The 22,645-nt window shown below is 70.7% G+C and carries 16 protein-coding genes and 3 pseudogenes; 10 read left to right on the forward strand and 9 right to left on the reverse strand.

The genetic code is table 11. The features are described 5' to 3' along the window. Nucleotide 1: 1 nt before the first annotated feature. The 3 genes from ABZV42_RS08790 to ABZV42_RS08800 all read left to right on the forward strand — a co-directional run bounded on the left by ABZV42_RS08790 (nucleotide 2) and on the right by ABZV42_RS08800 (nucleotide 5,424). On the forward strand, nucleotides 2-829 hold the full coding sequence (locus ABZV42_RS08790; protein ID WP_355987796.1) for an MBL fold metallo-hydrolase: 828 nt from the start codon (nucleotides 2-4) through the stop codon (nucleotides 827-829). Between the two features lie 19 nt (nucleotides 830-848). After that, a complete protein-coding gene (locus tag ABZV42_RS08795) occupies nucleotides 849-2,504 on the forward strand; it encodes a thiamine pyrophosphate-dependent enzyme (protein WP_355987794.1) in 1,656 nt (551 codons plus the stop codon). A 106-nt stretch (nucleotides 2,505-2,610) separates the two neighbouring features. Further along, nucleotides 2,611-5,424 carry an NACHT domain-containing protein gene (locus tag ABZV42_RS08800; protein ID WP_355987791.1) on the forward strand — a complete coding sequence of 938 codons (2,814 nt, stop codon included), beginning with the start codon at nucleotides 2,611-2,613 and terminating at the stop codon, nucleotides 5,422-5,424. 25 nt (nucleotides 5,425-5,449) lie between these two features. On the opposite strand, the gene ABZV42_RS08805 is transcribed toward ABZV42_RS08800, so the two are convergent. Then, nucleotides 5,450-6,574, reverse strand: a complete 1,125-nt coding sequence (locus ABZV42_RS08805) for a PLP-dependent cysteine synthase family protein (protein ID WP_355987789.1) — start codon at nucleotides 6,572-6,574, stop codon at nucleotides 5,450-5,452. 340 nt (nucleotides 6,575-6,914) lie between these two features. On the opposite strand from ABZV42_RS08805, the gene ABZV42_RS08810 reads away from it, so the two are divergent. Both ABZV42_RS08810 and ABZV42_RS08815 read left to right on the forward strand, forming a co-directional pair. Then, on the forward strand, nucleotides 6,915-7,238 hold the full coding sequence (locus ABZV42_RS08810) for a hypothetical protein (RefSeq protein WP_355987787.1): 324 nt from the start codon (nucleotides 6,915-6,917) through the stop codon (nucleotides 7,236-7,238). A gap of 214 nt (nucleotides 7,239-7,452) precedes the next feature. Further along, on the forward strand, nucleotides 7,453-7,968 hold the full coding sequence (locus ABZV42_RS08815) for an ATP-binding protein (protein ID WP_355987785.1): 516 nt from the start codon (nucleotides 7,453-7,455) through the stop codon (nucleotides 7,966-7,968). A 115-nt stretch (nucleotides 7,969-8,083) separates the two neighbouring features. Here ABZV42_RS08815 and ABZV42_RS08820 read toward each other — a convergent pair. The 3 genes and pseudogenes from ABZV42_RS08820 to ABZV42_RS08830 form a co-directional block, all read right to left on the reverse strand. After that, nucleotides 8,084-10,655, reverse strand: a pseudogene (locus tag ABZV42_RS08820) (ABC transporter permease). After that, nucleotides 10,652-11,410 (reverse strand): ABC transporter ATP-binding protein, encoded by a 759-nt coding sequence (locus ABZV42_RS08825; protein WP_356051314.1) that lies wholly within the window; start codon nucleotides 11,408-11,410, stop codon nucleotides 10,652-10,654. The pseudogene ABZV42_RS08820 and the gene ABZV42_RS08825 overlap by 4 nt, the downstream one beginning before the upstream one ends. Next, a complete protein-coding gene (locus ABZV42_RS08830; protein WP_355987779.1) occupies nucleotides 11,407-11,712 on the reverse strand; it encodes an SHOCT domain-containing protein in 306 nt (101 codons plus the stop codon). Before ABZV42_RS08830 ends, ABZV42_RS08825 begins: the two co-directional genes overlap by 4 nt. Before the next feature lie 282 nt (nucleotides 11,713-11,994). Here ABZV42_RS08830 and ABZV42_RS08835 point away from each other — a divergent pair. Together ABZV42_RS08835 and ABZV42_RS08840 are read left to right on the forward strand one after the other, a co-directional pair. Further along, nucleotides 11,995-12,276, forward strand: a pseudogene (locus ABZV42_RS08835) (TetR/AcrR family transcriptional regulator); the annotation flags it as partial. 5 nt (nucleotides 12,277-12,281) lie between these two features. Then, nucleotides 12,282-13,157, forward strand: a pseudogene (locus ABZV42_RS08840) (phosphotriesterase); the annotation flags it as partial. A 176-nt stretch (nucleotides 13,158-13,333) separates the two neighbouring features. Here ABZV42_RS08840 and ABZV42_RS08845 read toward each other — a convergent pair. Both ABZV42_RS08845 and ABZV42_RS08850 read right to left on the reverse strand, forming a co-directional pair. Next, a complete protein-coding gene (locus ABZV42_RS08845; protein ID WP_355987777.1) occupies nucleotides 13,334-14,572 on the reverse strand; it encodes an ROK family protein in 1,239 nt (412 codons plus the stop codon). An 80-nt stretch (nucleotides 14,573-14,652) separates the two neighbouring features. Next, nucleotides 14,653-15,336, reverse strand: a complete 684-nt coding sequence (locus ABZV42_RS08850) for an alpha-ketoglutarate-dependent dioxygenase AlkB (protein WP_355987775.1) — start codon at nucleotides 15,334-15,336, stop codon at nucleotides 14,653-14,655. Between the two features lie 52 nt (nucleotides 15,337-15,388). Here ABZV42_RS08850 and ABZV42_RS08855 point away from each other — a divergent pair, with 52 nt between their 5' ends. Further along, the gene (locus ABZV42_RS08855) at nucleotides 15,389-16,555 is read left to right on the forward strand and encodes a methyltransferase (RefSeq protein WP_356051316.1); all 1,167 of its coding nucleotides are present in this window, start codon (nucleotides 15,389-15,391) and stop codon (nucleotides 16,553-16,555) included. A gap of 127 nt (nucleotides 16,556-16,682) precedes the next feature. Further along, the gene (locus ABZV42_RS08860) at nucleotides 16,683-18,080 is read left to right on the forward strand and encodes an FAD-dependent monooxygenase (RefSeq protein WP_356051318.1); all 1,398 of its coding nucleotides are present in this window, start codon (nucleotides 16,683-16,685) and stop codon (nucleotides 18,078-18,080) included. Nucleotides 18,081-18,102: 22 nt separating this feature from the next. Here the strand turns inward: ABZV42_RS08860 and ABZV42_RS08865 are convergent, their stop codons facing one another. The 3 genes from ABZV42_RS08865 to ABZV42_RS08875 form a co-directional block, all read right to left on the reverse strand. After that, nucleotides 18,103-19,335, reverse strand: coding sequence for an MAB_1171c family putative transporter (locus ABZV42_RS08865; protein WP_355987769.1), 1,233 nt, complete (start codon nucleotides 19,333-19,335; stop codon nucleotides 18,103-18,105). 480 nt (nucleotides 19,336-19,815) lie between these two features. After that, on the reverse strand, nucleotides 19,816-20,667 hold the full coding sequence (locus ABZV42_RS08870; RefSeq protein WP_355987767.1) for a class II fructose-bisphosphate aldolase: 852 nt from the start codon (nucleotides 20,665-20,667) through the stop codon (nucleotides 19,816-19,818). 179 nt (nucleotides 20,668-20,846) lie between these two features. Continuing rightward, a complete protein-coding gene (locus ABZV42_RS08875; protein ID WP_356051320.1) occupies nucleotides 20,847-21,728 on the reverse strand; it encodes an SIS domain-containing protein in 882 nt (293 codons plus the stop codon). Between the two features lie 122 nt (nucleotides 21,729-21,850). Between ABZV42_RS08875 and ABZV42_RS08880 the strand changes: the two genes are divergently transcribed. Then, entirely contained in the window at nucleotides 21,851-22,630 is a 780-nt protein-coding gene (locus tag ABZV42_RS08880; RefSeq protein WP_355987763.1) for a DeoR/GlpR family DNA-binding transcription regulator, read from the forward strand. The last annotated feature ends 15 nt before the right edge of the window (nucleotides 22,631-22,645 follow it).

Raw genomic sequence — 22,645 nt, forward strand, 5'->3', positions numbered from 1 at the left:
CGTGCTGGCTCAAGTGTCGGATCCCATCACCATGGTTGTGAAGCAGACGGGCGACGTCCGTATTCACACGTTCGTCGCGTCCTTCGCGGGCAGCAACATCGCGAACGCCACGCATGTCATCGAAACCAGGAACCAGCTCGTTCTCGTCGACTCGCAGTTTCTCGCCCCCTACGCGAGAGCCTTCAGGGACTACGCGGACAGCCTGGGCAAGCCGATCGAAAGGCTGTACCTCTCCCACCGTCACCCCGACCACTGGTTCGGTCTCGGGACCGCGTTCAGCGACATCACGGTCCACGCACTGTCCGAGACCATGACGTTCATCCACGATCATGGTGAGGACTCGAGAAGCGACCACTGGAAACTCGGTGACCTCGCCCCGGAGCGCGTCGTCGTTCCGGAACGGGTCGCCAGCGCCGGCGAGGACAAGATCGACGGGGTCAGGTACGTCTTCGACCGGGTGACGGACACCGAGATCGACTACCACCTCACCATCAGGCTCCCTGATCTGGGCGTGTACTTCACTCAGGATCTGCTCTACAGCGGCACCCATCTGTACCTGACGAAACACATGGACCACTGGGTCCGGGTGCTGCGCGACATGCTGGTGTCGGACTACGAGCTGTTCCTGCCGGGCCACGGTCTGCCGGCCGACAAGAACGAAGTCGCGCGCAACATCGAGTACCTTTCCGCCGCTCGGCAGGCGATCGGTGACGGGCTGACAGCCGACGCCTTCAAGAGCTTCATGCTGAAGCGGTATCCGGAGCGCAAGTGCCCGGGGATCTTCGACATCTACATGCCCCGACTGTTCGGCGACGCGAGCGACTACTGACCACGGAGGTGCCTCAACCATGAACGAGAGTTGCACTGTAGGGCGGTACCTGGTGGACCGGCTCCGCCAACTGGGGCTGGAGCACCTGTTCGCCATCGCGGGGGACTACTCGATCGAATGGCTGAACCGGTACGTCGCGCCGAGCGGCACGAAGATCATCGAGGAAGTCAACGAGGTGAACGCCGGTTACGCGGCGGACGGATACGCGAGACTGAGGGGAATCGGCGCACTCTGTGTCACCTACTCCGCGGGCGCGCTGTGCGCCGTGAACGCGGTCGCCGGCGCCTATGTCGAGAGGGTGCCACTCGTGCTGATCAACGGCACACCGAGCGTCAAGAAGACCATCACCTTCGAGCAGACCGGCTTCAGCGCGCATCACTTCATCAGCGGACGGGAAACGGATCTCCAGTCGTTCGAGCACCTGACGGTGGCGGCCATCCGGATCGACAATCCGGACCTCGCGCCGACGCTGATCGACTACGCACTGACCCGGTGCATCAGCGAACGGCGGCCGATCTACATCGAACTGCTCCAGGACATGGTCGACTTGGAGTGCCGGCCGCCGGAGGGCGTTCTGAAGCCGGTCAGGGTCCTCTCGGACGAGACCAGCCTGGAACAGTCGGTCGCTCAGATCTGCGCGAAGCTCGAAAGCGCCGAGAGTCCTCTCATCTGGCTCGGTGTGGAGATCGACCGTCTCGGCCTTCAGGACAAGGCCATGCGTCTGATCCAGCAACTGAACGTCCCGTTCGTCACGGAACTCCTCAGCAAGGCCGTCCTGTCCGAGGACGACGCCCTGTTCGCCGGCGTCCTGGACGGCCAGGCGTCGTCGAAGGTCGTGACGGATCTGGCCGCCACGTCCGACTTCGTACTGGCGCTCGGCGTATGGCTGACGGACATCAACTCGTTGGGCTGGGACCCGGACTACGACAAGACCGCGTTCGCGTCGTTCGACGCGGTCAAGTTCGGAACCTATTTCGGCGGACAGGTCGCGTTGGAGCACCTGATCGACGGCATCCTGACGGAGAAGATCGCGCCCAAGGAGCGGAAACTGCCGGAAATCCCGGCGCGCAGCACGCCGACCATGGAGAAGGCCGATGTCATCACGTACCAGGGTTTCTACGACTGCATCCAGCAGTACGTCGACAGGAACACCATCGTCGGTGCCGACGCGAGCATGAACTACTTCGGAAGCCTGCTGCTCGATGTGCCCAGTCCCGGCGGGTTCGTCGTCCAGTCGTCCTACTCGTCGATCGGCTACAGTGCGCCGGCCGCGACGGGTATCTGCCTGGCGAAGCGTCCCGACCAGAGGGTCCTGGTCTTCTCGGGTGACGGCGGCTTCCAGATGACGGCCCAATGCCTCTCGACCCAGACCCGGTTGGGGCTCGATCCGATCGTCTTCGTCATCGACAACGGCGTCTACGCCGTGGAGCAGTGGCTCGCCGACGCGGCGGTGTTCCACTCCGACGAACCGTTCTACAAGCCCTGCGAGCTGCACCGGTGGAACTACAGCACGCTGGCGGAGGTCTTCGGCTGCCGGGGATGGGAAGTCGGCACGTACGGCGAACTGGAGGATGCCGTGACGGGTGCGCTGGAGTACTCGAGCGGTCCGTCCATCATTCAGGTACGCGTGCCTGAGAAGACGATCCCGGACAACGCGAACTGGAAAGCCCAATAGCAGGACTCCTCGCGCGGACGGCGAGGCGTGACGGGGACGTGTGATGCGGTGGTGGCGGCATGGCATTTGGCTGGGTGCGGTCGCGCTCACAGGGACCGTGCTCTGCGTGGCGTTCTCCAACGGAGATCTCGGCAAGACCTCGGTCCTGACCGCCGTTCTCGGATTCGGGTTCTCCCTCTTCGGACTCTCGGTCAATATGTGGAAGAGCGCTCCGCAGGGCGAGGAAGCGAACGAAGGCTCGGCTCCCTCCCGGGAGCGATTGGAGCAGTGGGCCGAGCGGCTGTCAGGGGCGGTGGAAGAACAGTGGCGGGCGGAGTGGCGGCTGCGCCGGCTCCAGGACCCCTACCCCCTGGAGGTACGCTGGTCGCCCGCCGAAGCGTGGCTGGTCGACGCTCCGAGCGAGGTCGGTCCCGTCGTGACGGGAGGTGACCGGCTCGAGGACATCTCCAGCGTCCTGGAAGCCGTCCCGTCCCGGCGGCTGGTGGTGCTCGGTGAACCGGGAAGCGGCAAGACCATGCTGGCCGTGGGGTTCATCCTGGACCGGCTCGCCCGATGGCAGCCCGGCGATCGCGTCCCGGTGCTTTTTCCCCTGTCGAGCTGGCAGCCCGAGCAGAAGAGCCTGCGGGACTGGATGGCCGCCCATCTGTCCGCAACCCATCCGGGGGCCTCCTGGGCCGACAAGCTGCTGCGAGCCGGGCTGGTGCTGCCTGTTTTCGACGGGTTGGACGAGATGCCGCAGGCATCGTGGGCAACGGCTCTGCGGCGGCTCAACACGGAACTCGACTCGGGTGAGCCGGTTTTGGTGACGTGCCGTACAGAGGCGTACGCGAAGGCGGTGGAGACGAGCGATGTGTTCACCGCCGCGGCGGTCATCGAACTGCGGCCTCTGACGTTCGAGACCGTGGGCTCCTATCTGGCGCGCACCGGCCGACCCGTACGCGGAGAGGGCGGAGAGCGCGCCACGCGCTGGGATCCGGTTCTCGCGGAGTTTCGCCGGCATCCGGACGATCCCGTCGCCCGTACGGTTCGCTCCGCCCTCAGCACACCGCTGATGGTGGCCATGGCGCGGGCCGCCTACGGCGACACCGGCCGGGACCCCGCCGAACTGCTCGACGGCCGGTTCGCCGATCCGGACGTCCTGGAACGGCATCTGCTGGACAGCTTCGTCCCGGCCGCGTTCGCGGACAGCCCACGCGCCGAGGAGGCCCGCGCCTGGCTGGGTGAACTCGCCGCTCAGCTACAGCGGCAGACCACCCGGCAGCTCGCATGGTGGCGGCTGCGCCGCGCGCTGCCGTGGCCGCTGCGCACGCTGGGCCCGATCCTGCTCCTGGGATGCGTGGCGCTCGTGCTCGGCGTGGCCTGGATCCCCGCCGCGGGACTCAAGGCACCCGCGATGATGTGCGGGTTCATTCTCGGAGTGGGGCTGGGCTACACCGTGCTCGGGGCACGGATCTCGACCCGTCGACGGACGGCGGAATGGGCGGCGCGGGTGGTCGTCACAGCCGTGCTGGCGGGGGTTCTGGTCGGGTCGGTCGCCAGCACCAGCCTGGACTGCACCACCTCCCTGCCCAACGCGAACGTCGGCCCGACGTGGCTCGGGGCGGCCGCGTTCGCCATGGTGTTCGGACTCACCACGGCCAACGCGCTGGGGGTACTGGGGATCATCGGGGAGCCGCTTCCCTCCTATGCGGCTTTCGGTGGGCGGGGGTCGGTCAGAGCCGTTGTGGTCGTGTTCATGTCCGCGGTGATCGGCTTCTCCCTCCCGCAACTGTTCCTCGTTCCGCAGTGGGTGCCGCCCACGACCGCGATAGCGGCCGGCGCCCTGGTGGCCATGGGACTGCGCAACTGGCAGGGCGGCACCGCCCGCGGGGCGTCGTCCCCCCGTCCACAGCGTGCTCGCGGACACTTCCGGACAGCCCTGGTTCGCGGGCTCAGAACCGGTCTCCTGACCGGTCTGGCCCTGGGCGCGGCGTTCGGTGTCACGACCGCCACCGTGGCCGGCGCCCGGGCCGCCGTGTCGGCGGACTTCCCCGCCGGCGTGGTGCACCACCTCACGGACGGCACTCGCTATGTCGTCACGGCGGACGGCTGGGTCCACGGCGTACGCCCCAACGACGACCGCTATCTGCGAACACCCGAGCCGGTCGACGGCATCGTCGAGGTGCACGCCGACGGCACGACGTACGCGTCCCCCGCCGAGACAGCGCGCCAAGGCTGCTCGGGTTCCGTGCGCTGCACCCCCTTCCACGGTCGCATCGAGCTGGAGCTGCGCGCTTCCCGGACCAACCCGCAGGTCAAACTGCCGAGCGGGGCGTACGTGGAGGACTCCGCGTTCCAGACCGAGGTACCCAGCCGTTCGTACGACTGGCTGTTCGCGGCGCCACCGAGCGTGCTCTTCGGCAGCTATCTGAGTCTGGGTCTGACCGCCGGCCTGGGCCTCGGTCTGGTCAGCGGACTGGCGGCCGGCTTTCACGCGTGGATGGTCGCGCCGATCGACACCGCACGAGCCGCCGGACCCCGGGCCACGTTGCGGTTCGACCGGGTCACCGCCATCACGCGGGGCGTCACTCTGGTGACGTTCGGCGTCGTCGCCGCGGTACTCGCGTCGGTGACCCTGGCCCGGACGTCCGGGCAATCCGATTCATTCGGCCTTGTCCTCCTGACCTGGCTGCTCGTCGGCCCCTTCTCCGTGTTCATCAGCGCTTGGGGCTGGCTCCTCGTGACCCGTCTGTGGCTGTGCGGCAACGGGCGGCTGCCGTGGCGTCTGATGGCGTTCCTGGAGGAGGCGCACCAGCGCGGAGTGCTGCGTCAGGCGGGCGCGGCCTACGAGTTCCGGCATGCCCGGCTCCAGGAACACCTGGCGTCGTCCGCGGCGCCGCCCGCGTCGGACCCTCCCTGGCCGAACGGCGGCCGGACATAGGGGTGTTCACCGCGCCCGACCCGGGTCAGGCCGGCCAGACGCCCGTCTCCAGCAGGGAGTTGAGCGCCGTCATGTACGGCGCGATGTCCAGGCCCTGTTCGGCCAGCCACTCGTCCGAGTAGTACTTGTCGAGATAGCGGTCCCCGGGGTCGCACAGCAGCGTCACCACGCTCCCCCTGCGCCCCTCGGCCACCATCTCGGCGACGATCTTCAGCGCGCTCCACAGGCCGGTGCCGGTCGAGCCGCCCGCCTTGCGGCCGATGACCCGCTCCAGGGTGCGTACGGCGGCGACGCTCGCCGCGTCCGGCACCTTCATCATGCGGTCGATGGCCCCGGGCACGAAGCTCGGCTCGACGCGCGGCCTGCCGATGCCCTCGATGCGCGAGCCGCGGTCGCAGGTGACGTCGGGATCGGCCGTGATCCACCCCTCGAAGAAACAGGAGTTGTCCGGGTCGGCGACGCAGATACGGGTGTCCGCCTGCATGTAGTGGACGTAGCGGGCGAGGGTCGCCGAGGTGCCGCCGGTACCGGCCGTGGCGACGATCCACGCGGGTTCCGGGAATCGCTCCAGGGCCAGTTGACGGAAAATGGACTCGGCGATGTTGTTGTTCCCGCGCCAGTCCGTCGCCCTTTCCGCGTACGTGAACTGATCCATGTAGTGGCCGCCGGTTTCGGCGGCGAGTGCGACGGACTCCTCGTAGATCTTTCGTGAGTCGTCCACGAAGTGGCACTGCCCGCCGTGGAATTCGATCAGCCGGCATTTCTCGGCACTCGTGGTGCGGGGCATGACCGCGATGAAAGGCACACCGACGAGCCCCGCGAAATAGGCCTCGGACACGGCCGTCGAACCGCTGGAGGCCTCGATCACCGGGCGACCGGGCCGGATCCAGCCGTTGCACAGGCCGTACAGGAAGAGCGAGCGGGCCAGGCGATGTTTGAGGCTGCCCGTGGGATGGGTCGACTCGTCCTTCAGATACAGATCGACTCCCCACTCCTCGGGGAGCGGGAAGCGGAGCAGATGCGTGTCGGCCGAGCGGTTGGCATCGGCCTGGACCTTGCGGACGGCCTCTTTGAGCCAGCTCCGGTACTGCGCGTCGCTGCGGTCGACATCGAGGGTCTCACCGGTCCGGATCGGCTGGGGAGTGCTCACGGGAAGGCTCCTAACGCGCGGCGCCGACACCGCTTCGACTGGTCGGACGCCTCGATCATAAGCACCATCCGCACGCTTCTCACCTGCATAAACACACCTTTGAGCGACCCAAAGGCACCCCTGGGGGGACGCGCGGAATCCGAATGCGGCAAGCGGCGGATGCAGGTCCAGGGGGGCGCATCCCGGCCTTTGCTCCCGTCACCGCGACCACCTCGCCATACGCACTGGTGCTCGGCGCCACCTGCGGGCAGACTGCACCGCGCGGGGCGGTCGCCCCCGACGCGGATGCACACTGGGTCACGACAGAACACAGCCGGAGCGCACAAGGGGGCGGAGCGTCATGGCGGAGCCGGAGTTCACGGCCACGGGCGTGCGGATCGGGAAGAGGCTGCGTTCGCTCACCCGGGCCGGACAGGTCCGGATCAGCGACGGCAGGCTGGAACTGCTCACCAGCTACGGCAGCGAGATCGACAGCGCGCCGGTTCAGGCGGTGCGCGCCTCGAAACCCTGGTTCGCCCACGAGGACCGGGCGTTGGCGGATGTCAACGGCACGCGGTACTCGCTCACGCTCGGCGAGCGCGATCCGGCGCCCGGCCGGCCGGGGCCCCCGTCGGCGCGCCGCTTCATCGAGGCGGTCCGCAAGGCGGCGGGACGCAGCGGCTGAGAAGTGCCGGCCGCGCCCCGCCGCACATCCTGAAACACCGCGAGTTGCGGGACCGTGCCCCCTGAGTCACTCTGATGTCACATCACTCTGGGTTTACCGGCGATAACGCTGCGAACCAGCCGCCGGCCATCGCAGCAGGCGGCCGTTCCACTCAGCCACTCTGCTGGATCCGATCTCCGCCTTCTTCCGGACCTCAATTCGGGGAGTCGCAGCCGTGATCAGCCAGCCAAGCAGACATTGCGCGGTGGAGCTCCAAGCTCTGCCGTCGCGGATCGGCCAGGTCCGCAGAATCGTCTCTGCGCAGTTGCGCTACTGGCATCTGGACCCCTTGATAGACCGGGCCGCGCTCGGCGTGACCGAGCTGCTGTCCAATGTGCACCGGCATGCCCAGCCGGACAAAGTCTGCACCGTGGAGATCGAGCTGCTGCTCGACCGGCTCACGGTCTCGGTGCACGACCACGACCCCCGGCTTCCCGTGGTGCGCGAAGCCGGACCCGGTTCCACCTGCGGACGCGGCCTCGCCATGGTCGCGGCGGTGAGCGAGAGCTGGGGTGTGCGGCCCGACGGCGAGTCGGGCAAGTCGGTGTGGTTCACGCTTCCGGCGTCCACCCCCGTGGTGGCGGCTTCGCTGCGTCCGCCGTACGAGACCGCAGGCGAGGTCACGCTCCGGCAGACCGTCGACGTCCTCAGGCCGGAACACGCTCCCGCCCGGTCGGCCGTTGCCGGCTGACCGGGCGGTGACCTCCCTCCCGTACGCCGCTGACTCATGGGCGTCGTACGGAACCGGGCGGTGACCCCACTCTCGTACGCCGCTCACGCACGGGCGTCGTACGGCTCCGGGTTGCTCACTCCGTGGCGATGGCCCGCAGCACGTCGAGGCGTGCCGCCCGCCGGGCCGGACGCAGTCCCGCGAGCGCCCCGGCGGCGAGTCCCACCAGCGCCACCACCGCGAGACGCAACGGCGGGACCGCGAAGGCGAAGGCGCTGTCCGACGCCCCGTCGGAGGCCTCTACCAGCACCCAGCCGAGGAAGGCACCGAGGGCGAGTCCGCCCGCCGTGCCGAACGCGGCGACGAGCACCGACTCCCAGCGGACCATGGCGCGCAGCTGCGCCCGGCTCTGTCCGACGGCCCGCAGCAGGCCGAGTTCGCGTGTGCGTTCGTGGATCGCGAGCGTGAGGGTGTTGGCGATGCCGAGCAGGGCGATGAACACCGCGAGGGCGAGCAGCGCGTAGACCAGGGTCAGCATCATGTCGATGCCGGCCGCCGAGGACCGCGCGTACTCCTCCCGGGTCTGCACCTCGGGACTGCCGTACCGCTCTGCGACCTTCCGCACCGCGGACTTGCCCTGGGCCGTGCTCACACCGTCCTTGAAGGAGACGGCGACGAGCGTGTCGGCGTCCTGGGTGCGGTGCGGGGCCCAGGACGCGCGGGTGATGACGTAGTCGCCCGCGAGTTCCGAACGGCTGTAGACGGCCCGGACGGTGAAGTTCACCCGCTGCCCGTCGGTGAAGACGAGGCGGACCGTGCCGCCGGGCGCCAAGTGCTGCCGGGCGGCCTCGTCGCGGGTGATCGCGATGCCGTCGGTGCCGAGGCCGCCGAGTGAGCCCTGGACGCGGCCGAGGTCGAAGACCTTGCCGAGCGTGACCGGATCGGTGACCGTCAGCGCCCGGCCCTCGCCGTCGACCTCGGCGACGCCCTTCCCCAGTCCGACGGCGTACTCGACCTCGGGTGTGCGCGCGATGGCCGGGGCCAGTTCCGGGCTGAGTCCGCTGCCGCCCGCGCCGAACGACGGTGTGCTGACCGCGACATCACCGGCGAAGGAACGCGAGACCGTCCGGTCCATCGTGGCCTTGAGGGAGGCGCCGAAGACCGTGAACAGCGAGACGACGGCGACGCCGATCATCAGGGCGCCGGCGGTGGCGGCGGTCCGCCTGGGGCTGCGCAGCGCGTTGCGCCGGGCGAGTGAACCCGTGACACCGCGCAGCCGGCCGAGAGGCGCGCCGATGACGCGTACGGCCGCCGAGGACGCGACCGGGCCGAGGACGACGAAGGCGGCGAGGGCCAGCGCGCCGCCGAGCCCGGCCAGCCACAGCGACCGGGTCAGCAGGACACCGGTCAGGGTGACAGTTAGTGCCAGGGCGGCCAGTCCCCCGCCCGCCGTCGCCCGTGCGCGCGAGGCACCGGACTCGTCGACCGCCGTCTCCCGCAGTGCGGCGAGCGGGGCGGTGCGTCCCGCGCGGGCGGCGGGCAGCAGGGCTGAACCGAGACAGACGACGATGCCCACGGCCGGGGGCAGCAGCATGGACAAGCCGCTGATCACCAGGCCGCCGTCGGGGAAGGGGAAACCGATGGCCGGAAAGAGTGCCTGAAGTCCGGCCGCGACACCGATGCCGCCGGCGATCCCCGCGGCCGAGGCGGTCACGGCGACGACGATCGCCTCGGCCAGGGTCGAGGCGGTGACCTGGCGGCGCGAGGCACCGAGAGCGCGCAACAGCGCGTTCTCACGCGTGCGTTGGGCGACGACGATCGCGAAGGTGTTGTGGATCGAGAAGGTCGCCACCAGGAGTGCGATGCCGGAGAAGACGAGCAGGAGCGTGGTGAAGAGGGTCAGGAACCGGCTGGAGACCATGTCGGTGTTCTCCTGCGCCGACTCCTGCCCCGTGATCGCCTCGACTCCCTTGGGGAGTACGGGAGTCAGGGCGATGACGAGCTCGTGCTGACCGACTCCGGGGCCGGCGCGCACCCGGATGCTCGCGGCCTCGCCGGGCTTCGCGGTCAGATGGCTCTCCGCGTCGGCCTGCGTCATCCCGGTGAACGTCACCTGGGCCATGCCGTCCTCGCCGCCGAAGGTCGCGAGGCCCACGATCGTCACCCGGACCGGGTCGGGCGTGCGCAGGACGGTCGTGTCGCCGATCCTCAGATGGCCCTTCTCGGCGGCTCCCCTGTTGACGACGACCTCGCCGGACCTGGCCGGACCTGGCCGGTGCGCGGCCTTCGGCGAGCCGGTACGCGTTGAGCTCGGGGTCGGCGATCCAGTTGCCGGCGAGGGTGGGAGGGCCCTGTCCGCCGACGGGCTTGCCGTCGGAGCCGATGAGCTGGCCGGCGCCCTGGATGTCGGGCGCCGCGGCCGCGACACCGGGAACCCGCTCGATCGCCGCGACCAGATCCGTGCCGACAGGCGCGCGGACGCCCTGGCTCTGCCCCGGCGTGGTGATGACCCCGGCGCTGCGGACGACGGCGTCGGTGCCCCTGGCCGCGTCGCCGAACATCGTGTCGAACGCGGCGCGCAGGGTGTCGCCCATGACGAGGGTGCCGGCCAGGAAGGCGACGCCGAGGAACACGGCGAAGAACGTCCCGGCGAAGCGGCGTCCGTGGCCGCGCAGCGACGAGAGGCTGAGGCGCAGTGCGGTGTTCATACGGGCGCGCCCTTGCTGTCGAAGGCCTTCATACGGTCGAGGACCTTGTCGGCCGTGGGATTCTCCATCCGGTCCACGAGGCGTCCGTCGGCGAGGAACACCACCTCGTCGGCGTGCGCGGCGGCGACCGGGTCGTGCGTGACCATGACCACCGTGCGGTCCATCCGGCGCACCGCCCGGCCGAGGAGACCGAGGACTTCCTGGCCGGAGCGGGAGTCGAGGTTGCCGGTGGGTTCGTCGGCGAAGACGACGTCGGGCTGCGAGGCGAACGCCCGTGCCACGGCGACGCGTTGCTGCTGTCCGCCGGACAGCTCGCTCGGCCGGTGGTGGAGCCGGTCGCGCAGTCCGACGACGTCGACGAGGGCGTCCGTCCACTCGCGCGAACCCTTGGTCCCGGCGAGGTCCATGGGCAGGGCGATGTTCTCGGCGACGGTGAGCGTCGGAATCAGGTTGAAGGCCTGGAAGACGAAGCCGACGCGGTCGCGGCGCAGCAGGGTCAGCCTGCGGTCGTCGAGGGTGCCGAGCTCGGTGTCGCCGATGTAGGCGGCCCCCGAGCTGAGGGTGTCGAGCCCGGCCGCGCAGTGCATGAGGGTGGACTTGCCGGAGCCCGAGGGCCCCATGATCGCGGTGAAGCGGCCGGCCGGAAAGCCGACGCTCACCCCGTCCAGGGCCCGCACGGCCGTGTCGCCGCTGCCGTAGACCTTCACGGCCTCGACGACACGGGCCGCGTCCGGGCGGGAGAGCGCGGCGGTCACGCGGCACCGCCCTTGCCCGTACGTCCGAACTGCTCGTCGAGGACGGAGAGCCGGCGCCAGTACTCGTCCTCGTCGATCTCTCCGGAGGCGAAGCGGCGACCGAGCACGGCGATCGGCGAGTCACCGGCCGGCAGGGAGCCGCCGGGGCCGAAACCGCCCGTCGCCCGCCAGGGGCCACGGCGTCCGCGCCAGGCGGTGCGCCGCAGCACGGTCACGACGCCGATCACGACGGCCGCCCAGATCAGCGGAAAGAACAGGATCCACGGGCCGGGGCCGCCGTCCCAGTTCGCCAGGGTCTGCATCTCGAGTCATCTCCTCGGTGGAACCACGCTTCTGCGCGGGAGCTCTTGGTGATGCTTCGAGACTCGCCCCGGCAGGGGGTCCGAGTCGTCGTACGGCCAGCGGCCGTGCGCGTACCTCCCGGGGAGTACGGCGGGGTCCTCGGGCTGCTTCGCGTGGGCTCCCTGGGCTGCTTCGCGTGGGCTCCCGGGGCTGCTTCGCGTGGGCTCCCGGGCTGCTTCGAGCGACGGTTCTGCCCGAACGATTGCGAACGGTCGAGCCCGGACGATCGCCGGCGGTCGGGCCCGGACGTGATCGCGAGCGCCGAACTGCGCGCGCCGGTCGACGAGGCCCTGTCCTGGCTGCGCGGGCGGCTGGCCTCCCTGGTCGAAGAGGGCCGGGAGCAGGGGCAGTTCGCGCCCACGCTCGACGGCGAGGAGATCGCCTCGACGATCCTCGCGACCGTCCAGGGCGGATACGTCCTGGCGCGGGCCTCCGGTTCACCGGCCCCCTTCGACGCCGGGGTCCGGGGACTGCTCGCGCTGCTGGCGCCGGGTGACCGGCCTGCCCCGGGACGGGAGTCGTGACCGCGGTGGCCTTGGTCCGTACGGTGCTGGGCGATGTGCTCCCCGAAGACCTCGGGGTGTGCGACGCGCACGACCATCTCTTCTTCGGCAGTCCTCGGCTGCCTGGACAGGAACTGTGCGACGCGTCCGCCGCGCGGGCCGAACTGGCCGCGTTCCGCGCGCAGGGCGGCGGCAGCGTGGTCCAGTGGACTCCGTACGGCCTCGGCCGGCGGGCGGCGGATCTGCCGTTGGTCTCCCGCGACACCGGGGTCCATGTCGTCGCGGCGACCGGACTGCACCAAGCGGCGCACTACACGGAGCAGTCGCTGAGCGAGCTGCGCGGGAGGCTTGCCGGGGTCTTCGTCGCCGAGCTCACGACGGGAATCGGGACGACCGGGGTCCGGGCCGGGCTGATCAAGGTCGCGGGCGGCTTCCACGCCCTGGACGCGCACGCCCACTGGACGATGGCCGCGGCGGCCGAGGCCCACCACGCCACCGGTGCGCCGATCGCCGTGCATCTGGAGCTGGGCACCGGCGCACTGGACGTGCTCGACCTGCCGTGCGGGGAGTTGGGTGTGCCGCCGCACCGGGTGATCCTCGGCCACCTCAACCGTTCCCCGGACCTCGTGGTGCACGGCGAGGCCGCCGCGTCGGGTGCCTATCTCGCCTTCGACGGCCCCTCTCGCGCCAACCACGGTACCGACTGGCGCATGCCCGACGCCCTGCGTGCCCTCGCCGACGCCGATTTCGGCGACCGGCTGCTGCTCGGCGGCGACACGACCACCGCGGCGGCCCGTTCGGTCGACGGCGGCCCGGGGATGCCGTATCTGCTGCGCCGCGTCCGGCCGAGGCTCGAACTCGCCCTGGGTAAGGAGCTGGTGGACCGGATCCTCACCGAGAACGCCAGCGTCGCCTGGCGCTCGTGGGCGTCATGGCTCACGGCATTTCGCAGGTGTGAGGGGCCCGTCGGCTCGTCGTGGGCGCGCAAGGCCCCTCGGCGCTTCGCGCGTGACAGGCCCCTCGGCCCTTCGCGAGGGTCACAGGTCCCGGCACTCGTGAGGGTGGTGGGGGTGTCGGGTCAGACGGGCAGCGCCTTCAGTGGGTCGTCAAGTACCGGCTGCCAGGCCAACTCGGCCGCCCCGACAAGGCTGTTGTGGTCCAGGGTGCAGGGGAGGATCGGTACGCCGCCGCTTCGTCCCCACAGGCTGCGGTCGGCGACGACGGCGCGCAGCCGGTCCGGATCGGCGTCCAGCAGGGAGCGGTGCAGTCCGCCGAGGATGATGCGGTCCGGGTTGAGGATGTTGACGAGCCCCGCCAGGCCGAGGCCCAGACGGTCGATCAGCGCCTCGATGGCCGTGCGGACGGACGGATCGGCGCTCTCGTGGCGGATCAGCTCGTTGGACTGCTGGAGCAGCGACACCTCGGGTCCCGGGGCCCGGCCCGCCGCGGTGAGGAAGGCGAGCGGGTCGGCCTCGACGTCGAGACAGCCGCGGCTTCCGCAGTGGCAGGGGCGGCCCTCGGGATTGACGGTGAGATGGCCGACTTCGAGGGCCAGCCCCGAACTGCCGGTGTGCAGACGGCCGTCGAGCACCAGGGCACCGCCGACGCCACGGTGTCCGGTGGCCACGCACAGCAGGTCGCGGGCGCCTCGGCCCGCGCCGTGCCGGTGCTCGGCAAGGGCGGCGAGGTTGACGTCGTTGGCGGCGAACGCCGGCCCCTCGATGCCGGCCGCACGCACCCGCTCCGCGAAGATCTCGCGGACGGGCGAGCCGGCGGGCCAGGCCAGGTGCAGCGGGTTGAGCGCGAGCCCTTCGGGTTCGGCGACGGCCGAGGGTACGGCGAGCCCGGCGCCCACACAGCGGCGCCCGGTCTCGCGGAGGAGTTGTGCGCCCGCGTCGACGACCGAGCCGAGCACCTTCGCGGGATCGGCGTCGACGGTCTCGCAGCCGGGCGCGGTCGCGACGATCCGGCCGCCGAGCCCGACCAGCGCGGCGCGGAACCCGTCGGCGTGCACCTGCGCGGCCAGTGCGACGGGCCCGTCCTCGGCGACCTCCAGCCGGTGCGAGGGCCGCCCCTGGGAACCGGCGGCGGCCCCGGGCCGCGCGTCGACCCGGATCAGCCCCAGCGCCTCAAGCTCCGCGGCCACGGCGCCCGCGGTCGCCCGGGTGACACCCAGCTCGGCGGTCAGCACGGCACGCGTCGGCGCGCGTCCGGTGTGCACAAGTTCCAGCGCCGGTCCGAGCGCTCCGCGCCCCCGGTCGAGCCGTGTCCGCGTGCTGCCATCCCCCGCCGTCCGGGGGCCCGCCTTGCCGTTCATGAGGGCGAGTCTCCCATGATCCGCTCGCGCGGGAACCGTCCGGTCACGCGGCCCGCGCACGACCGGGACGGGGTCGGCGGCTACCGGGCGGGCTCCGGTGGGAAGCCGCCCGCCCGGAGCGTGAGGTTCAGCCGTCCGGTCAGCCCCAGCTCGGGCGGCGCCGTGCCCGCGTACACCTTCGGGACCCCGTGGTACGCCAGCCGCGACGGTCCTCCGAACACGAACAGGTCACCGCTGCGCAGCTCGACGTCCGTGTACGGCCGTGTACGGGACTCCGTGTTGCCGAACCGGAAGACACAGGTGTCGCCCAGGCTCAGCGACACGACCGGGGCGCCGCACGATTCGTCGCTGTCGCGGTGCATGCCCATGCGGGCTTCGGCGTCGTAGAAGTTGATCAGCGCGATGTCGTACGCGGCGGCCGGATCCGGGTCCAGTGCGTCGGCGCCGAGTGCGTCCGTGACCGCTTCACGGGCCAGCCGGCCGAGCCGGTCGGGGAAGGCCTTCACCGGCGACCCGTCACCGTCGGTCACCGTCCGCGCGTAGCCGTACGGGTACCAGTGCCAGCCGAGACAGACCTGCCGCGCGGTCATCGTGCCGCCGCCGGGGGTACGGACTGTGCGCAGGCCCGCGGGCGGGCGGGCCCAGCCGCGGCATGCCTCGAGGAGCTGCCGCTGGCGTGCTGCGTCCAGCCAGTCCGGAAGGTGCACGGCGCCGGGTGCGATCTCCGTCCTGCCGCGCCGGAACAACTCCGCGTCCTTCGACATGCCCCCATCCTCGCGCACCCGGGCGGCCGGAGTCGCTTAGCCTTGACCCACCATGAACGACCGGATGACGACACCGTGGGGCGAGTACGAACTCGCCCGCTTTCCAGAGGACCCCCGCGACCGGCTGCGCGCCTGGGACGCCGCTGACACGTATCTCCTGCGGCACCTCGCGGAGAGCGGCACCCCGCTGACGGGTTCGGTCGTGATCGTCGGCGACCGGTGGGGCGCCCTCACGACGGCGTTGTCCGAGCGGCGGCCGACGCAGATCACCGACTCCCACCTGGCGCGGGAGGCGACCCGCTCCAATCTGGCGCGGGCCGGTGCCGAGGAGTCGGCGGTCCGGCTCCTCACGACCCAGGATCCGCCGCCCGAGCGGATCGACGTGCTGCTGGTGCGGGTGCCGAAGAGCCTCGCGCTGCTGGAGGACCAGCTGTACCGGCTGGCGCCCGGCGTGCACGAGGAAACGGTCGTCATCGGCGCCGGGATGGTCAAGGAGATCCACACCTCGACGCTGCACCTCTTCGAGCGGATCCTCGGTCCGACGCGTACGTCGCTGGCCGAGAAGAAGGCCCGGCTGATCTTCTGCACCCCGCTCCAGGGGATCGCCCGGAAGGCCAACCCCTGGCCGTACAGCTACTTGCTGCCCGACGACGTCGGCCCGGTCTCCGGGCGTACGGTCGTCAACCACGCGGGCGTCTTCTGTGCCGACCGCCTCGACATCGGCACACGCTTCTTCCTCGGACATCTGCCGCGCAGCCGGGGCGCCGAGCGGGTCGTGGACCTGGGCTGCGGCAACGGCGTCCTCGGCACGGCCATCGCGCTGGCCAATCCCGAGGCCGAGGTGCTGTTCACCGACGAGTCGTACCAGGCGGTGGCCTCGGCGGAGGCGACCTACCGGGCGAACGCCGGCGATGGCCCCGGCGGGAGCGCCGAGTTCCGTGTCGCCGACGGGCTGGAGGGAGTCCCTTCGGGGAGTGTCGACCTCGTCCTGAACAATCCCCCGTTCCACTCCCACCAGGCGACGACGGACACGACCGCGTGGCGCATGTTCTCGGAGGCCCGGCGCGCACTGCGGCCGGGTGGCGAGCTGTGGGTGATCGGCAATCGCCACCTCGGCTACCACCTGAAACTGCGCCGGCTCTTCGGCAACAACGAACTGGTCGCGGGCGACGCCAAGTTCGTGATTCTCCGGGCCGTGAAGAAGGACAGTGGGCGGTAGGCCGGCTGCCCGGGGGCGGACCCCTCTCCTCACCGACGACAGATTCCATACACTTTTTGATCACCCCTGGACACCTGCGGCTACGACCGTAGAGTGATGCCGATCACCAATGACATCTGGGGGAATCATGTCGCGCCGCGCTGTCGTCATCGGCGGGAGCGTGGCCGGCATGCTCGCCGCCTCGGCCCTGTTCCGCTCCATGGACGAAGTGATCGTCCTGGAGCGCGACGAGCTGCCCGACAGACCGTCCCCGCGCAAGCGGATCCCGCAGGCACGGCACGCCCACATCCTGCTGCCCAGCGGACGCGACGCCATCCAGGAGCTACTCCCGGTGGCGAACGTGCACGGGCGGCTGCTCGCTTCCGGAGCTCACGAACAGTCCCTGACCGGCATGCTGGGCTTCGGCCCGCAGGGCTGGTACCGACGCTGGCCCACCATGACAGACGACCTGATGGTCACCTGTTGCAGCCGCGACCTGTTCGACTGGACCCTGCGTGACGCGGTCCTGGGCACCACTCCCGTGATGGTCCGCCGCGCCGAGGCACTGGGGCTGCTGGGCACGGCGGAACGCGTCACCGGCGTACGTGTCCTCGCCGAAGGCCTGGAGGAGGACCTGCGCGCCGATCTCGTCGTCGACGCGAGCGGACGCGGCTCACGTGTCGAGCACTGGCTCGAAGGGCTCGGCGTCACGGACATACCCACCGACGAGGTCGACTCGGGTCTCGTCTGCGCCAGCCGGGTCTTCCGCGTCCCGAGGGGCGCGGAGTACTTCCCGCTGATTCAGGTCGAGGCCGACCCGACGGCTTCCCGGCCGGGGCGTTCCGGGACCCTGGTGCCGATCGAGGACGGCCGATGGCTGGTCACCCTCGCGGGCACGCGCGGCGCCGAACCCACGAACCACCCCCACGGGTTCGCCGACTTCGCCCTCGGTCTGCGCCACCCGCTCATCGGTCAGCTCGTGGCCGCCGCCGAGCCGCTCGGCGAGGTGTTCCTCAGCCGCAGCACCCGCAACAGGCGCCGTGATTTCGAGAAGGCGGCGATGCCCGAGGGTCTGGTGGTCCTCGGTGACGCCGTCGCCACCTTCAACCCCGTCCACGGCCAGGGCATGTCCGTCGCGGCACTGGGCGCCCAGGCGCTGAGCCGGCAGCTGCGGCAGACCGATGTCACCGCCCCGGGGTTCGCCCGCGCGGTGCAGCGTGCCGCCGCCAGATCCGTCTCCGCCGCCTACGCGATCAGCACGTCACAGGACCAGTGGTTCCCGGAGGTCGTCGGCCGGGCTCCGTCTCTCGTGGACCGGCTTCTCAGCCACTACATGGGCCGGCTGGCGCGCGTGGCCACCACCTCGTACTCCGTGTCCGCGGCCAGGTCCAAGGTCGCGACCCTCCAGGCGGAGCCGAGCCGTCTCCTGCACACCGAGCTGCTTCTGGCGACCCTGAAGGGCCCCGTCATGGAGCCGCTGGCCGGGCCGCCGCTGACCTTCGAGGAGAGCGTCTTCGTCGACTCCATGGGCCCGCTCGCCGTTTGACGGCGCGTGCGGTACGAGCGGGTCAGGAGAGCTGTCGCACCGCGGTCCTCCGGGACTGGATCGCGGCGTCGACGATCGGGGTGCGCACCGCCTTGGACAGGCTCAGCAGGGACGGCTGGCCCGTGTCCAACGACCGCGAAGCGCCGGCCGGCCGTCGCACCCGCGCGCTGACGGAGACGATCACATCGACGTCACCGACCGAGATGCCGATGGTGCCGGTCTCCGCCATGGGGGTCGGAGCGTCGGCGAGAGCGGCCACGGCGACCATCGCGGCCAGACCGATCACCTCGGCCTCCGCCGCCGAGGACCCGGCGGCCAGCGCGTCGCGGTAGGCACGGCTGCGCACCTGGTCGTCGAGCTGCCCTGAGAGCCGCTTGAGGCCGTCACGGATGGCGGTCTCCCGTGTGGTGAGCCGCAGTTCGACGTCACCGATCATCCGCCACGACAACGCGGTGACACAGCGCCTGCGGCTGGTCGGCGCCGCGAGCAGACGAAACAGCGGACGCAGCCGCACGAAGGTGACGGCCGAGTCGATGCGCGGGCCGACGAGGGGAAGGATGTAACCGGCCGAGGCCAGACAGGAGCCGACCGCCACCAGCGGTGCGACGCTGGTGCTGAGGGTGTCCCAGCGGTGGCCGAGCCAATGAGCGGTCAGCGCGACGCACTTGACGATGCCGTAGGCGCTGGTGAACAGCCAGCCCAGCACGAGCAGGGCCAGCGAGCCCCGGGTCCAGCGTTTCACCTTCCGTATCCAGCTCCAGCACAACAGGGTCGTCGTCACCGCGGCCACCATGTGCGCCATCAGATACAGCACGATCATCTCCCGGATGAACGGCGTCGTGGCGTAGTAGGTGTCGAAGTCGGCCCGGCGCTCGACCGGTGCGTTCCCCAGCGAGAACAGCACGCCCTCGGCCGCGATCACGCCCAGGTAGCTGAACAGCCAGGCCCGGGAGGTGCGCCGCACCTGGACGGGGTCACTGCCCCGCCAGTGCACGATGAGGATGAGAGAGGCCGCGCCGAAGGCGGTGACCGCTCCGTAGGTGAGCGGCGCGGCCATGTTCGGTATGCCCGTAAGCCTGTTGACGAGAATCACGGTGGGCGGGGCACCGAGAACGAAGCAGAGTCCCGACAGCAGGATGACGGCGCAGAACGACCGCTTGAGCGGGTCTCTCCGATGGCGGCGCAGGTCGGGCAGCTGGGCGGCGAGCCCCATCCAGAGGACGCCCGCGGCCAGGTAGTAGATCAGTCCGTTCACATCGGGCCCAGAGGTACGCGCGGGCGGAGTCCCCGACGCGCGCCGGGGTGCGGGCGGGTTCCGGACACCGCCCCGTTCACCAGGGTGTACACGCCGTCATTGCGCGCCGACATACGGATACCAGCCAGAAGTTGACCGCTCAAGGCCTTCTCCGTCCCGCGCCCGACCCGGCACCGGCCCTGCCCCGAAAACACCGCAAACCCCTGCTCCCCGCGTTCGTGGGGCGTCCGGACGCGTGCCCGAGTGGCCTCCGGGGCGAAGGTTCACCCGCGAGCCTGCCGTGCCCTTTCGGCCTCCCCATAGTGGTTCACCCTAGCCACCTTGTCGCCCGCTCGAACTGCCGTCGGTGCAAAAGCACATACGTGGAAAACGACTTCCGACCGGACCCGGCACCCGACGGGCGTCGCTTTGGGGTGCATATCCGGCCGTAGCGGTATCTGGACGACGGCGGTATCCGGAGGCTGCGGGTTCGGACGGCGGTCAGCCCCGCAGGACGCCGATGAGTCGCGCCACCGTCCGTGCCATGGCCTCCCGTCCCACCCCCAGGTACTTGCGTGAGTCCACGGCGCCGGGGCTGGTGGCGAGGAACTCCCGGATCGCTCCCGTCATCGCGATGTTCAGCGCGGTGCCGACGTTGACCTTGGCGATACCGCCTTCGACGGCCGCCCGGAGCTCTGTGTCGGGCACCCCGGACGAACCGTGCAGCACGAGGGGAACGCCGAGCGTGGCGGTCAGTCGCTTGAGGAGGCCGTGGTCGAGGGCCGCGGTCCGGGTCGTCATCGCGTGCGAGCTGCCGATCGCCACGGCGAGCGCGTCCACCCCGGAGTCGGCCACGAAGGCACCTGCCTCCAGGGGGTCGGTACGGGCGCCGGGCGTGTGCGCGTCCCGCGGCGGCTCCCCGTTCTTGCCGCCGATCTCCCCCAACTCGGCCTCGATCCAAAGGCCTTGGGCATGTACCCAGTCGGCTGCCGCTCGGGTGGCGGCCAGGTTCTCCTCGTAGGGCAGGTGCGACGCGTCGTACATGACGGAGCTGAACCCGGCGCCGGGCGCCTGACGCAGCAGTTCGTCGCTCTGCACATGGTCGAGGTGCAACGCGACCGGTACCGAGGCCCGTTCGGCGGCGGCGGTCGCGGCCCGGGCCAGCGGGAGCAGCCGGCCATGACGGAACTTGACCGCGTTCTCGCTGACTTGGAGCACGACGGGCGCTCCGGCCGACTCCGCCCCCGCTATGACCGCCTCGATGTGTTCCAGGGTGATGACGTTGAACGCGGCGACGGCGGCGCGGGCCTCGGCGGCCCGGGCGACCAGCTCGCCGGTTGCGGTGAGGGGCACAACTCCTCCTGTTTCATGAGTGATCGAGCCGGCTCACGCGCTCCGGCAACTGTGAGGCTCCGGCGGCTCAGTGGATCGGCTTCGGCGGCTGTGTGGCTCCGGCGGCTCAGCGACTCGGCGCTCCGACTGCTGTGTGGCTCCGGCAGCTCAGTGGTTCGCGCTTCGGCTCTTCGGCGAATTCAGTGGCCGAGAATCACCGAGCGGGTGAGGTGGCGGGGCAGGTCGGGATCCAGGCCGCGCGCCGCGGCGACGGCGACGGCCAGGCGCTGGGCGCGGACGAGTTCGGCGAGCGGGTCGAGGCCGCCGTCCACCCACAGCCCGCCGGTCCCCCGGACCTGTTCGGCCAGCCCCTCGGGTGCCTCACCGAGCATCCAGGTGGCGGTACCGCTGGTCGTGATGCTGATGGGGCCGTGCCGGTACTCCATCGCCGGGTAGGACTCGGTCCAGGCGAGGGACGCCTCCCGCATCTTGAGCCCGGCCTCGTTGGCGAGCCCGACGGTCCACCCGCGGCCGAGGAAGGTGAACTGCGAGCAGCCGACGAGCCCTTCGGGCAGCGGGGTGTCGAGCGCGGTGCGCGCGTCCGCGACGACGGAGTCGCCGTGCAGGCCGAGATGGGCGCGGAGCAGGGTGAGCGCGGTCGTCGCGAAACGGGTCTGCACGACGGAGCGTTCGTCGGCGAAGGCGAGCACGACGACGTCGTCCGCGGACTTCATCACGGGCGTGTCCGGATCGGCGGTGACGGCGGTCGTACGGGTCCGTCCGCGCAGCCGTCCGAGCAGTTCGAGCACTTCGGTGGTCGTCCCGGAGCGCGTGAGCGCGATCACCCGATCGTACGAGCGGGCCGCGGGGAACTCCGAGGCGGCGAACGCGTCCGTCTCCCCCTGCCCGGACTGTTCACGGAGCGCCGCCGCGGCCTGTGCCATGAAGAACGAGGTGCCGCATCCCACGATCGCGACGCGTTCCCCCGGCGCCGGCAGCGCGGCCTCGTGCGCCGCCGCCTCGTCCGCGGCGCGGATCCAGCACTCGGGCTGGCTGCTCAGCTCTTCCTCGACATGCGTCATGCGGTACCCCTCCCAGTGATGCTCGTTTCTGCAAGATATAGCGACCTTTCAAGCACAATCAAGCATTCGAGCGCGGATGAGGTGCGTTAAGGTCGCTGAGGAACGAGGAATGGAGGGCGCTGATGTCGCGGGACGCCCGGTGGAAGGCACTGCTGGAACTGCTCCTGGAGCGGGGCCGACTGGACGTCGAGGAGGCCGCGGCGCGGCTGGAGGTCTCGGCCGCGACGATCCGGCGCGACTTCGACCAGCTCGCCGAGCAGCAGATGCTCGTACGCACCCGGGGCGGAGCCGTCGTGCACGGCGTCTCCTACGAACTGCCCCTGCGCTACAAGACCGCCCGGCACGCCTCGGAGAAGCAGCGCATCGCCAAAGCGGTGGCCGGCCTCGTCAGCCCCGGAGAGGCGGTGGGCCTCACCGGCGGCACCACGACCACCGAGGTGGCCCGCGCTCTCGCCGTCCGACCGGACCTGGCCTCGGGCTCCCCCGCGCTGACCGTGGTCACGAACGCGCTGAACATCGCGAACGAGCTCGCGGTGCGCCCCCAGTTCAAGATCGTGCTGACCGGCGGGGTCGCCCGGCCGCAGTCGTACGAGCTGATCGGACCCCTGGCCGACGGCGTGCTCAAGCAGATCACCCTGGACGTCGCGGTGCTCGGCGTGGTCGCGCTGGACGCCACGCACGGCGCCGCCGCCCACGACGAGGCGGAGGCCGCGATCAACCGTCTGCTGTGCGAGCGGGCCGAGCGCGTGATCGTCGCCGCCGACTCCAGCAAGCTGGGGCAGCGCGCGTTCGCCCGCATCTGCGCGGCGGACTCGGTGGACACCCTCGTCACGGACGCGGCAGCGGGACCCGAGACGATCGAGCGGTTCGAGGAGGCGGGGATCACGGTCATCGCCGTATGACCGCGGGAAATCCAC

Source organism: Streptomyces sp. NPDC005281 (assembly GCF_040607495.1).
GTDB lineage: Bacteria > Actinomycetota > Actinomycetes > Streptomycetales > Streptomycetaceae > Streptomyces.